Consider the following 12,613-nt stretch of genomic DNA (forward strand, 5'->3'; position numbering starts at 1 on the left):
AAAGGGCCAAGAGTCAACCGTTCCGCTGTGACCGCAGCTTGGCAAAATAGTCCAGACGCTTTTTCAACTCACGCTCAAACCCACGTTCGACCGGTTGATACAGCTTGGGCCGCTCCATCCCATCCGGAAAGTAGTTCTGGCCGGAGAATCCATCCTCGGCGTCGTGGTCATAGGCATAGCCCGCACCATAACCTTGATCCTTCATCAGCGAGGTCGGCGCGTTCAGGATGTGCTTGGGAGGTGGTTCGCTACCTGATTGCTTGGCCAGCCGCATCGCCGCCTTGTAGCCCACATAGGCCCCATTCGATTTCGGGGCCAGCGCCAGATAAACCAGAGCCTGCGCCAGTGCCAACTCGCCCTCAGGGCTGCCCAGCCGCTCATATGTCTGCCACGATTGCAGACAGATCGCTTGCGCCTGCGGATCGGCCAGACCGATATCCTCGACCGCCATCCGCGTGATCCGCCTCGCCAGATACCGAGGGTCTTCACCCCCCGTCAGCATCCGCGCAAACCAATAGAGCGCCGCATCCGGGTCGGACCCACGCACCGATTTATGCAGGGCCGAAATCAGGTTGTAGTGCTCATCCCCCGACTTGTCGTACTTCGCGGCCCGACGCATCAGCCGCGTCGACAGCGCATCGGGGTCCAGCGGTGCATCGACCTTCCACGCCGCGATCTGCTCGATCAGATTCAATAGCGCCCGGCCGTCGCCATCGGCCATTTCTTGTAGTGCTTCGCGGGCGTGTCCAGTCAGCGGCAAAGCGCGACCTAGTTCCTTCTCAGCCCGTTGGGTCAGGCGCTCCAGATCGGTGAGGCTCAGCCGTTCCAAAACCAGCACCTGCGCCCGGCTGAGCACAGCAGCGTTCAGTTCAAAGGACGGGTTTTCGGTCGTGGCGCCGACCAGCAGGATTGTCCCGTCCTCCATGTGCGGCAGAAACCCGTCCTGCTGGGCTTTGTTGAAACGGTGGATTTCGTCCACGAACAGCAACGTGCCCTGCCCGTTCTGACGGCGGATCTTGGCGGCCTCGAACACTTTCTTCAGATCCGGCACGCCGGTAAAGATCGCACTGATCTGAACGAAATGCAGATCCGTTTCCTGCGCCAGCAGCCGTGCGATGGTGGTCTTGCCCACCCCCGGAGGGCCCCAGAACACCAGACTGGACAAACTGCCCGAGGCCAGCATGACCCCCAGTGGCGCATCGGGGCCCAGGACCTGCTCCTGCCCGATCACCTCAGCCAGCGTTTGCGGCCGCAACCGATCCGCTAATGGGCGGTGCGCGGGTGGTGTGGGCTCGGCGGCCCCGGTGTCGAATAGGTCGCTCAAGGAATTACAGCCGGAACCGCAGAGAGACCGAACGCCCCCCGCGCAGAATATCGAACGTTAACCTGCGCCCCGGGTCGGTCAACGCATCGACCACGTCCTGCGGGTGGGTAACCTGAGTGCCGTTGATGCCACTGACCACATCCCCCGCGCGCAGCCCCGAGCGACCGCCATATCGCCCCGCATCCACCACAACCACGCCGGTCTGAGACAGCACCAACCCCATCCGGGATATCACTGCCGGGTTGATGCGTGATACGATCAAGCCCGGCATTACAGTTTGATCATCCAGCGTGGTTTCCTCGGCCGCTGGAGTATCTGGTGCCTTTATCAATGCGACGTTAACCTCAGCCTGCTCTTCCGCGCGCAGCAGGGTCAAAACCGAGATACCACCGACGCCGGCCACGGACATGCGGAATTTCATCTCGGCCGGAGAGTTCACTTCGTCCCCATCCACATGGGTCACCACATCGCCCACGCGCAGCCCGGCCTCGGCCAGCGGGCTAAGCGGGTGCAGGTCCGAGATCACAACCCCCAAGGGGATCACCAAACCCAGAGATTCGGCGATATCCGCGCTCATATGCTGGCCGGCCATCCCGGCCCAGGGACTGATGAAGCTGTCATTGCCGTCCTGCGCCTGACGTAGGAATTCCGCCACCAGGTTGGCGGGGATAGCAAAGCCAATGCCATTCGAGCCGCCCGAACGGGTCAGAATCGAGGTGTTGATCCCGATCAGATCGCCGTTCACGTCAATCAACGCGCCGCCGGAATTGCCCGGGTTGATCGCCGCATCCGTCTGAATGAAGTACCCGCGCGCATTGCCCGTGGCCGTGCCTGTCCGCGCCAGACCCGAGATAATGCCCGAGGACACCGTTTGCCCAACTCCGAACGGGTTGCCGATGGCCAGCGCCAGTTCTCCGACCTCCACATGGTCCGAGTCGCGCAATTGCAAAAAGGGCAGGTCTTCAGCCTCATCCAGCCGCAGAATGGCAATATCGCTTTCCTTGTCGCCCAACACCACCTGCGCAGAATATTCCCGCCGGTCTGTCGTCACCACACGGATTTCCGTAGCGGTACCAACCACGTGGTAGTTCGACACCACGTAACCATCTGCCGACAGGATCACCCCGGATCCCAGCGAGTTTTGAACCCGCGGGCGTGGTTCACCGAAACCGCCCCCAAAGAAATCCTGAAAAAACGGGTCCGAGAAGAACGGATTCGCCCGACCCTGCCGCACGATCTTGGCATAGATGTTGACCACCGCCGGAGATGCCTCTTTGACGACGGGCGCGAAGCCCATGGATATCTCGGCTTGGGATTGCGGAACGCGGGTTTCAGCCGTGGCCACCGAGGCGCAAGCGAAAGAGAGAGCGATTAGTGTCGCGCGGAGCATTTTGACCTCAACGTACAGAGTTGAGATGGATATGCTTCCCTGCGCCCCGTAATGCAAGCATCTGCTGGGGTTCAGTCAAGTGGTGCGTGCAGTCGGGTGCCCTTGGTAATGATCCCGCCCCGGTTGCCAACCTCGATCGTGCCATAGCGTTGCCGAAACACGTCTGGCAGTTCCCGGTCACCCTCGGGCGACAGCCACAGGCGAAAGAGGTGGCGTCGCTGGTCCCGGTCCGGCCAATCGGTGAATCCGGTCCGGTCGTGCAGTTGAGAGTGGTTGTAGACGAACTGCATATCACCGGGTTGCAACCGCATGGTCAGATGTAACTCGGGGTCATTGGCCAGTGCATCGAATTTATCCAGCGCCGCAATGTGATCCGGAGTCAGCCGCATGGCCTCGGGGAACCGCTGCGCGCTGTCGATATATTGGCGCTGATAAAACACGGTCACTTTGCCGTCATGCCAACTGAAGGGCGGGATAGTCATAAAGGGTTGCATCCCCTCGGGCACTTCACCCCTGCGGTCTGTCGCAAGCGGATCAAACAGCAGCTCAAGCAGGTCAGGGCATTCAGCCCGCATCCGATTGTAGATGGTTTCAGCACTGACCAACAGTGAATCCCCACCCTCCTTAGCGTCCCGCAGACACATTAATCCGACGATATCAGCACTGTCCGTGTGAAAGGTCTGGCGCTCATGGGTCTGGTAAATCCGTGTATTCGGATCACCCGCGTCGGCACCAATGTCACGGACATGCCCCAGAATATGCCCTTGCGCATTCTGCGAGCGTGCAGAACCCAGGTTCGAACCGACACCACAAAAGATTGCTGCGGCCATTTCCTGAGAATAGCTCTGCACCGGCAGGCCCCGGATAACTTCGAACCCGATACCGTTGATCAGCTTGTCGCGTAGGCTTGCCAGATGGCTGTCCATCCGGTTCAGTGGGAAGTCTGTTTTGTTGATCTCACCGATATCACGCCCAAGGCTTAGGTAGTGGCAGGCGGCTTGCTCAAGATCTGCAATGTCGTCCGCCGACAGATCGACAATCCACTCGCCTTGCCGCTCAGCCATCTCCCGACCGGTCCAAACGGATGGCCCCGCGAGTTCGCTCGGTACTTCAAAAAGTGCTGCCATCAATTGCCCTCCACACACTTTTAATAGCGTGCCTCGGTACTGCTAAGGTGTCGTCTCCGAAAATCGCCGTAAATGACTTGAATGCGACAGCCTGTTTCTAGTTTGCTGCACTATTCGACCGGCACCCAATCCGGACCGGGATCATAGGTTGTTATGTCAGCCGTTCGTTCAGGCGTATCCGCACCGAAATCTGCCTCGTAGACAATCCCGTTCTCCCCCACCAGAAACGAGTGAATGCCTGTCTCCCCATATTCTGACGGCACCGCCAAAAGCGCGTGCCCCGCGACGAACCGGTCACCGACGAAATAGGAATAGGCACCACCCGGAGCGTTCGGACCCTGCGCCTGCAGGATCGTGTAATAGTATCCCAGGAACGGTTCAGCCTCATAATCAGCCTCGCCGTCGCTCCACCCGGTAGCCGCGGCACGGGCCAGCGCTGCGCCGACAAAGCTGTCTTCGTCCGGCCAGAACAACCCGTTTCGTTCATCAGGATCGGCGATAATCGTCTGGGCAAATTCCATGACACCATCGCCATTGTGATCAACCAGTCGGAATGCCGCCTGAAGATCGACATAAGCCTCAAGCAACTCGATCACTTCCAACTCATTCAAACCGATCTCACGGGCGGAAAGCTCTTCGATCCCGGCTTCAAGATCGAATTGCCAACCGTCTTCCTCACGAAAAATTGGAATCGGGAAGGGCCAGGCGTCCTCACCCAAAAGTAGAACGACCCCGTCATCTTCGGGCTGAAAGCGGTACCCCTCTGCGTACATGCCGAGAACTTCCCGCCGTCTTTCCTGATCCTCTGCCGGATCGCCTGTGCCAATCAGGTCTTCGGCTTCTGGCCCGAATATCTCCAGTAACTTGCTTTGATCATCCGCCTTTAGCGCTTCGACAAACGCGTCCAGAGCAGTTTGCGGAGTGTCAAAACTGGCACCGTCGGACAGCGCAGGACCTGCTGACAAGGCAATCAGGGCAAAAGAAATAACTGATCTACGCATCTTACCGTCTCCGCTTGCCTTTGGCGGCGTGCCCACGTTTGGACGCCTTGTGGGTTCTGCTGCCCGACGCTTTTTTCTTCATCGCCTTACCTTTGGATGCAGAGGGTTTGCGTTGAGCGGCTGCTTTCTTTGCCTGAGGTTTCTGGACGGCTTGGGATTTCCTTTTGACAGGTTTTTTTGCTGCATCAGGCTGTTGTTTTGTACGGTTAATGGCCTTCTGCTTGGCAGCGACCTTATCCCGATCCACGTTGCCGCGGTTCACCTGAGGCAAATCCGTTTTTCCACCACGGTTTGCTAAAGCACTGCCCGCGATGGCCCCAGCACCCGCACTGGCCGCAAGCGCCGCCCCCCGGTCCTGACTTATGTCGGCCGCGCCAGATTCACGGCTCAGCTTGGCACGCAGTTCGTCGGTGCGACCGTCGGGGCGGTTAACCGGCAGGTCACCTCGGCCGTTTTCAGGCCTTTTGTGATCAGCGATTTTATCCCTGGCCTGCTGTTGACGGTCGGGATCGGGTTGCCATCCGATTTCCGTCCGGTCGCCGAGGTCGATTTCTTTGTCGATGTCTATGTTGCGGTCGACATCTATGTCGATATCGGGGTTCCTGACGATGGGTTGACCATTCCAGCCACCACAGTTCCGGCAGCCCCAATAGTCGTACCAGTCATCATCATCGTCAAATATTTCGTCGATCAGCGCTACGGTCCCAAAAGTGAGCAGCGCCGCACCCACAACATCTCCGGTCGACGGGCCCGTATAAACAGTCTCCGAGTTATATTGCGGGACGTACACGGTTTCAGGTTGCGTGGGGGTGATCACAACCGTGTCGTCGTCAGACACTTCAACTGTTTGTTCAGGTCCCGATACCAACGCACCGCTATCGATTGCCTGATCTCGCATCACCTGAACCGCATCCATCACATCATCCGATTGCGCCAGCATCGCTGTGCCCATGGTCTCGGTCCAATCAATATGGGTGGCCATCTGACCAACAACTTCGGGAAATGCCGTCGCCAAAACACTGACGGAAGGATCCCAGCCCATAGCTTCGATTTCGGGTTCAAGCTCGGCAGGATCGCGATCGGCATTGTCCAGCAAATATCGTTCTGCCTTCACAATTTCCAAAGGCTGCGTGGCCGCGACAAAGATCTGTATGAGCAACGTGTCGGGGTAAAGAGCCACCGGTGCAACCAATGTTTGCAGTTCTGCGTCTGTCAACAGATCGGATGAAGTGGCCGAGGCGTCTTCTGCTGCGGCGGCATCATCAGATGCCTCTTGCGCAAACAAGGCCGTGGATGCGCCAATCCCGAGCGCAAATAGTATATATCTAAACATATTGCGATCCTTCAATTTCTCAAAGGATCACCGATGTTTCCGATTCTGGCAACTGAACAGCGAGCGCGCCAGTTTCCCACAAAAAACCCCCGCGCCTAGGACGCGGGGGCTGAAAATCAGAAAGCCGGGCTTTCTTATTCTTCTGCTGCCTCTTCGGCGGCAACGCGGGCTTTGTCGGCCGCGCCTTTGGCGTCGACGTTACGATCAACGAATTCGATGATCGCCATCGGCGCCATGTCGCCATAGCGGAAGCCAGCTTTCAGGATGCGGACATAACCGCCCTGACGCTCGGCATAACGGGGGCCCAGAACTTCAAACAGCTTTGCGACGTCTTTGTCTTCTTTCAGCTGTGCTGCGGCCTGACGGCGGGCGTGCAGGTCGCCGCGCTTGCCCAGAGTGACCAGCTTTTCGATGATCGGGCGCAGTTCTTTTGCCTTGGGCAGAGTTGTTTTGATTTGCTCGTGCTCGATGAGCGAGCCAGCCATGTTCGCAAACAGAGCCTTACGGTGCTCATGAGTACGGTTCAGGCGGCGGTAACCACGTGCGTGACGCATTTTCTAGTTCCTTCTTTCGCGTTTTGCTTTGTCTGGCCGGCGATGCGTGTCACCGGCTCTCCTTGGGGCGGAAGTGCCCGTTTTGTCCCCGGAAGCCCGGGCATTGGGAAAACGCGCTTAGAACGCGTCTTCGAATTTCTTCGCCAGATCTTCGATGTTGTCGGGCGGCCAGTCCTCGACATCCATGCCGAGGTGCAGACCCATGCCGGACAGCACTTCTTTGATCTCGTTCAGCGACTTGCGGCCGAAGTTCGGGGTGCGCAGCATCTCGGCTTCGGTCTTCTGGATCAGGTCGCCGATGTAAACGATGTTGTCGTTCTTCAGGCAGTTTGCCGAACGGACCGACAGTTCCAGCTCGTCCACTTTCTTCAGCAGCAGCGGGTTGAACTCCAGACCATCGTCTTCGTCCTGGCGGCCAGCCGATTCCGGCTCGTCGAAGTTGACGAAGATGGACAGCTGGTCCTGCAGGATGCGTGCGGCAAAGGCCAGCGCGTCTTCCGGCGTGATCGAACCGTCGGTTTCGATCTTCAGGGTCAGCTTGTCATAGTCCAGAACCTGACCTTCACGGGTCGGCTGAACGTCATAGGCAACCTTTTTGACCGGCGAATAGATCGCGTCGATCGGGATCAGGCCGATGGGCGCGTCTTCCGGCTTGTTCTTCTCAGCCGAGACATAGCCTTTACCGGTGTTGACGGTCAGTTCCATGAACAGGTCGGCGCCATCGTCCAGGTGGCAGATGACGTGATCGCGGTTCAGAACCTCGATGCCAGCGCTTTCGCTGATGTCACCAGCGGTGACAACTGCGGGGCCTTTGGCATTGATCGACAGGCGCTTGGGGCCTTCGACTTCCATGCGCAGAGCAACCTGCTTGAGGTTCAGGATGATGTCGGTGACGTCTTCACGCACGCCCGCGACTGACGAAAACTCATGCAGAACGTTGTCGATCTGGACGCTGGTGATGGCGGCACCTTGCAGGCTGCTCATCAGAACGCGGCGCAGGGCGTTGCCCAGGGTCAGACCAAAGCCACGCTCCAGCGGTTCAGCGACCAGGGTCGCCTGACGTGCGGGATCGTTGCCCGGCTTGCCTTCCAGCTGGGTCGGCTTGATCAATTCTGCCCAATTCTTGTGGATCATGTAATCCCTCCATTCCTGTCCGCGCCCCATGACCAACAAGGTGCAGACGCCCGAGGTTCAAAATGACGTGCTGGGGCCGTGCAAAAACACAGCCCCAGCTCAATTCAAAATCGCTTAGACGCGGCGGCGCTTCGGCGGGCGGCAGCCGTTGTGAGCGATCGGTGTCACGTCGCGGATCGACGTGATGTTGAAGCCCACTGCAGCCAGCGCGCGCAGAGCCGATTCACGACCCGAACCGGGGCCCTGAACTTCGACTTCCAGCGTCTTGACGCCATGTTCCTGCGCCTTTTTGCCTGCGTCTTCTGCAGCCATCTGAGCGGCGTAGGGTGTCGATTTCCGCGATCCTTTAAAGCCCATAGTACCGGCAGACGACCACGAGATGGCGTTGCCCTGCACGTCCGAGATCAGGATCTTGGTGTTGTTGAAGGTCGAGTTCACATGGGCGACGCCCGATGCGATGTTCTTACGCTCTTTGCGCTTAACGCGAGTCTTATCACGTGCCATCAGTCAGACCCTCCCTTATTTCTTCTTACCAGCGATGGCCTTTGCGGGGCCTTTGCGGGTACGAGCGTTGGTGTGGGTGCGCTGACCGCGAACCGGCAGGTTGCGGCGGTGACGCAGACCGCGATAGCAACCCAGGTCCATCAGGCGCTTGACGTTCATCTGAACTTCGCGGCGCAGGTCGCCTTCGACAGTGAAGTTTTCGTCGATGTATTCGCGAATTTTCAGAACTTCGGCGTCGGACAGTTCGTTGACGCGACGGGTCGCTTCAATGCCCACGGCTTCGCAGATCGCTTTGGCCGAGGTGTTGCCGATTCCGGTGATATATGTAAGGGCGATAGGTACCCGCTTTGCAGTCGGGATGTTTACGCCGGCAATACGTGCCACGTGTCACTTTCCTTTTCGTTGCGGTTCCGTAACTCCAGAACCTTTTTTCACAACGCTTTACCGTGGCAGTGCCGCCAGAGGGTTCAGCATTATTCGAGGTGGTCGGGGCAGTTGGGACGAATCCCGCCTGCGGTCTTGATTCCCTTAGGGGATGGGGGTCGATATGGGCTTTTGGTGGGGCCGTCAAGCCCCAACCTGAAGTCAGCCCAGAATAGCCTCGATCGAGGCCGTAACCTCCTTGATCTCAGCCAGCCCGTTAACCGGGCGCAAATCGCCCTTGGCATAGTAATATCCAATCAACGGCGAGGTCTTTTTGTAGTATTCCATCAGGCGCGTGCGCAGGCTGTTTTCGTTGTCGTCAGCGCGGCGCTGGAAGTCGTTCTCCTTGCCGCAGTTGGTGCATTTGCCATCTGCCGGGATCGGTTTGGTGATATCGTTGTAGACTTCACCACACCCACCGCATGTCGAACGGGCCGTGATCCGCTGAACCAGCGCCTCGTCGTCCACTCGCATCTCGATCACGGTGTGCAACGACTGGCCCAGCTTAGTCAGCAGGGCTGCCAGAGCGTCGGCCTGTGCCAGCGTCCGAGGGAAGCCATCAAAGATAAAACCCGCACCGGTTTCCGAGGTCAGCTTCTCTTCGATCAGGCCGATCACGATTTCATCGGTAACCAGCTTGCCCGCGTCCATGATCGCCGCAACCTTCTGGCCCATCTCGGTGCCCGAGGTCTTGGCCTCGCGCAGCATGTCGCCGGTACTCAGCTGAACCATGCCGCGTGTTTCGACCAGGTGACGCGCCTGCGTCCCTTTACCTGCCCCCGGGGGGCCGAGAAGAATGATGTTCATCGACGAGCGGGTCCCTTCCTGCCGCGTTTCTTACCTTTGCCGCGCAGCTGGGACTTTTCGATCAGCCCTTCGTATTGGTGCGCCAGCAAGTGGCTCTGAACCTGTTGGATCGTGTCCATGGTTACAGAGACGATAATCAGAACCGAGGTACCACCGAAATAGAACGGAATGGCAAACTGGTTCCGAAGGATTTCAGGCAACAGACAGACCGCCGCCAGATAGGCCGAACCCAGAACCAGAACGCGGTTGACCACGTACTCCAGATACTCGGCGGTTTTCTTGCCCGGGCGGATACCCGGCACAAAGCCGTTCTGCTTTTTCAGGTTGTCCGCCACATCGTCCGGCTTGAACGACACGTTGAACGTATAGAAGTAAGCAAAGAACACGATCATCGAAGCGAAGAAAAGCAGGTAAAGCGGCTGTCCAGGGCCAAAGTTGGCCAGCAACCACGACATAACCGGCCCACTGGTTGCGCCCGACGAGAAGGTCGAGATCGTTACCGGCAGCAGCAGCAGTGAGCTGGCAAAGATCGCCGGGATTACACCTGCCGGGTTCACTTTGACAGGCAGGTGGCTCGAGCCGCCCTCGTAAATCTTCATACCAGCCTGACGGCGCGGGTATTGAATGTGGATCTTGCGCAATGCTCTCTCCATGAACACCACAAAGGTGATCACAGCGATGACCATCACTATCACGCCAACAATCACGGCGGGGCTGATCGCACCCGAGCGACCCGAGGCGAAGAACTGCGCCAGCGCGGCCGGGACCTCGGCGATGATGCCGACGAAGATGATCAGAGAGATACCGTTACCGATGCCGCGCGCGGTGATCTGCTCACCTAGCCACATCAGGAACATTGTGCCGCCGACCAGAGTGATCATGGTCGACATGCGGAAGAACATGCCCGGATCGGTCGCCAGATCGCCCGATTCCAGCGAAACAGCAAGACCATAGGCCTGTACGGTGGCCAGTGCCACGGTGCCGAAACGGGTATATTGGTTGATTTTCTTACGCCCCTGCTCGCCCTCTTTCTTGAGCTGTTCGAGCGCGGGAACCATCGATGTCAGCAGCTGCACGATGATCGAGGCCGAAATGTAAGGCATGATGCCGAGGGCAAAGATACCCATCCGCCCAAGCGCTCCGCCGGTAAACATCGAAACCATGCCGCCGATGCCCTGCCCCGCTTGCTCCATGAACTCACGCAGCGCTTGTCCGTCAATTCCCGGCACCGGAATAAAGGTACCGAGGCGATAAACGATCAACAAACCCAGTGTGAACAGGATGCGGTTGCGCAGATCGGTGGCTTTGCCAAGGGCAGACCAGCTTGTATTGGCTGCCATTTGTTCTGCTGCTGATACCATAAATCGGTCTCTCTTATGAAAACACCGCCCGGAACCGTTTTCCGGCTCGGGCGGCGTCTAGGAAAACTCTGAGGTCTATGTAAGCGGGTCTTCGCCCGCTCACAAGCGCTTACTCTGCCGCAGCAGCTTTTGTGACCGTCAGTGAACCGCCCGCTTTCTCAACTGCCTCGACGGCAGCTTTTGAAGCACCGGTGACTTCCAGGTTCACTTTGGCGCTGATTTCGCCTTTGGCCAGAACGCGGACACCGTCCAGCTTGCGGCGGACCAGACCGGAAGCAACCAGCGCGTCCTCGGTGATCGCAGCTTTGGCGTCCAGCTTGCCGGCGTCGACGAATTTCTGGATCAGGCCCAGGTTGATAACGGCGAATTCCTTACGGTTCGGCTTGTTGAAGCCACGCTTAGGCAGGCGCTGGTACAGCGGCATCTGGCCGCCTTCGTAGCCATTGATGGCCACACCCGAACGGGATTTCTGGCCTTTGATACCACGGCCACCCATTTTACCTTTGCCCGAACCGGGACCACGACCAACACGGGTCCGTTTCGGGTTGGCGCCAGGATTGTCGCGCAATTCGTTCAGTTTCATTTCGCTTCTCCTAAGCCGGATGTGACCCCCGAAGCGTGATGGGTCAAACACGGCATTTCTTGGTTTTGATTCTCATGGGCAAAAACCCACCGGAGGCGTATAGGCCCGTTGACCTCACTTGGCAAGCCTGTGGGTGGATGCCACCTCACTCTTCGCCCTGCACCAACTCTTGTCCCGCCCCGCCATTAGGTTGAATGGGCGCGGCCAGCGGATCAATACCATGTTTCTGGACCAACCTGCCAATCAGGCTTTCCGGGTCGGGTTGACCGTTATATTTGCTTCGCATGATCGCCCGCATCCGGCGGCCATATAGGTGGATGGAAACCGTGTCGTCCTTGAAAAAACCGTCGACTTTTGCACGCGGCCGCGCCAAAGCACGTCGGCGCGAAAAGTTCAGTGGGTAAAATATGTGCTCAGGTAACGCGTATTTTATCTCGCCCGTTTGCTTTAAGGCCCACGTAAACGCCTGCGGTCCCCACACACCCCAAAGGGTTTCAGCGACTTTCACGGGCGCGCCATTCTGTTGCGCCTCTAACAACGGCCTACGATGACGTGGCGGTAGCCAGGGCGGGACAATATACGGATCATTGGTAAATTCGATCAATCTGCCCAGCGTTTCACTGTCCTGAGGCAGGGCCAACACGCCAATGGCGACCTCGCCTTGGAGATACCCGTAGTAGTGGCCGTTCGGCGTTGTGAACGGTCGCAGACAATAGGCATCCGTATCCGCCCAGATCAGGTCAGGCTCCTGCGCTAACATTCGGTACCGAAACTTGTCCGAGTGCGGCGCGGGGCTTCCAGTTCGGCTGTGCGTAATGAATTCGGCGTCAGGCAATACTTCGCGCGCATCCCTTTGGTCCACGCCGTCTGGGATATTCGTGACGTTGTCGTAGGTATAGAGGCGCACGCTTTGACCGGCGTCCAAATAGGACTTGATACAGAGCTGTTCCAGAAAGCTCAGCGGTCCTTCGACCCACAGCATTCCGATCTGATATTCACGCGCCATAATACGTCTTTCTGCCAAGTTGCGACGGCAACTGCACCCGTCCTGACAGCATCTGCCCGATAAGAA

General features: G+C 58.2%; 13 protein-coding genes. All 13 read right to left on the bottom strand.

All coding sequences use genetic code 11. The features are described 5' to 3' along the window. Positions 1 to 13 precede the first annotated feature (13 nt). Positions 14 to 1,324, bottom strand: a complete 1,311-nt coding sequence (locus ACR0LN_RS19225) for a replication-associated recombination protein A (RefSeq protein WP_480431969.1) — start codon at positions 1,322 to 1,324, stop codon at positions 14 to 16. A gap of 4 nt (positions 1,325 to 1,328) precedes the next feature. Further along, positions 1,329 to 2,714, bottom strand: coding sequence for a trypsin-like peptidase domain-containing protein (locus ACR0LN_RS19230; RefSeq protein WP_480431970.1), 1,386 nt, complete (start codon positions 2,712 to 2,714; stop codon positions 1,329 to 1,331). A gap of 71 nt (positions 2,715 to 2,785) precedes the next feature. Further along, a complete protein-coding gene (locus ACR0LN_RS19235) occupies positions 2,786 to 3,841 on the bottom strand; it encodes a TauD/TfdA family dioxygenase (RefSeq protein WP_480431971.1) in 1,056 nt (351 codons plus the stop codon). Between the two features lie 110 nt (positions 3,842 to 3,951). Beyond that, positions 3,952 to 4,842: a DUF2950 family protein gene (locus ACR0LN_RS19240; protein WP_480431972.1), complete on the bottom strand. Its 891-nt coding sequence runs from the start codon at positions 4,840 to 4,842 to the stop codon at positions 3,952 to 3,954. A gap of 1 nt (position 4,843) precedes the next feature. Then, positions 4,844 to 6,175, bottom strand: coding sequence for a DUF3300 domain-containing protein (locus ACR0LN_RS19245; protein ID WP_480431974.1), 1,332 nt, complete (start codon positions 6,173 to 6,175; stop codon positions 4,844 to 4,846). A 134-nt stretch (positions 6,176 to 6,309) separates the two neighbouring features. Beyond that, positions 6,310 to 6,729, bottom strand: a complete 420-nt coding sequence (rplQ, locus tag ACR0LN_RS19250; RefSeq protein WP_480431976.1) for a 50S ribosomal protein L17 — start codon at positions 6,727 to 6,729, stop codon at positions 6,310 to 6,312. A gap of 117 nt (positions 6,730 to 6,846) precedes the next feature. Next, positions 6,847 to 7,863 carry a DNA-directed RNA polymerase subunit alpha gene (locus ACR0LN_RS19255; RefSeq protein ID WP_058276312.1) on the bottom strand — a complete coding sequence of 339 codons (1,017 nt, stop codon included), beginning with the start codon at positions 7,861 to 7,863 and terminating at the stop codon, positions 6,847 to 6,849. Between the two features lie 114 nt (positions 7,864 to 7,977). Then, on the bottom strand, positions 7,978 to 8,367 hold the full coding sequence (gene rpsK, locus ACR0LN_RS19260) for a 30S ribosomal protein S11 (RefSeq protein ID WP_008757289.1): 390 nt from the start codon (positions 8,365 to 8,367) through the stop codon (positions 7,978 to 7,980). Between the two features lie 15 nt (positions 8,368 to 8,382). Further along, positions 8,383 to 8,751, bottom strand: a complete 369-nt coding sequence (gene rpsM / locus ACR0LN_RS19265; RefSeq protein WP_170332212.1) for a 30S ribosomal protein S13 — start codon at positions 8,749 to 8,751, stop codon at positions 8,383 to 8,385. 201 nt (positions 8,752 to 8,952) lie between these two features. Then, the gene (locus ACR0LN_RS19270; protein WP_480431978.1) at positions 8,953 to 9,597 is read right to left on the bottom strand and encodes an adenylate kinase; all 645 of its coding nucleotides are present in this window, start codon (positions 9,595 to 9,597) and stop codon (positions 8,953 to 8,955) included. Continuing rightward, on the bottom strand, positions 9,594 to 10,958 hold the full coding sequence (gene secY, locus ACR0LN_RS19275; protein WP_480431981.1) for a preprotein translocase subunit SecY: 1,365 nt from the start codon (positions 10,956 to 10,958) through the stop codon (positions 9,594 to 9,596). The genes ACR0LN_RS19270 and secY overlap by 4 nt, the downstream gene beginning before the upstream one ends. Positions 10,959 to 11,067: 109 nt before the next feature. Next, on the bottom strand, positions 11,068 to 11,541 hold the full coding sequence (gene rplO / locus ACR0LN_RS19280) for a 50S ribosomal protein L15 (RefSeq protein ID WP_480431982.1): 474 nt from the start codon (positions 11,539 to 11,541) through the stop codon (positions 11,068 to 11,070). 145 nt (positions 11,542 to 11,686) lie between these two features. Next, on the bottom strand, positions 11,687 to 12,547 hold the full coding sequence (locus tag ACR0LN_RS19285; RefSeq protein ID WP_480431983.1) for a hypothetical protein: 861 nt from the start codon (positions 12,545 to 12,547) through the stop codon (positions 11,687 to 11,689). Between the last annotated feature and the right edge of the window lie 66 nt (positions 12,548 to 12,613).

Source organism: Ruegeria sp. AA6, assembly GCF_056542865.1.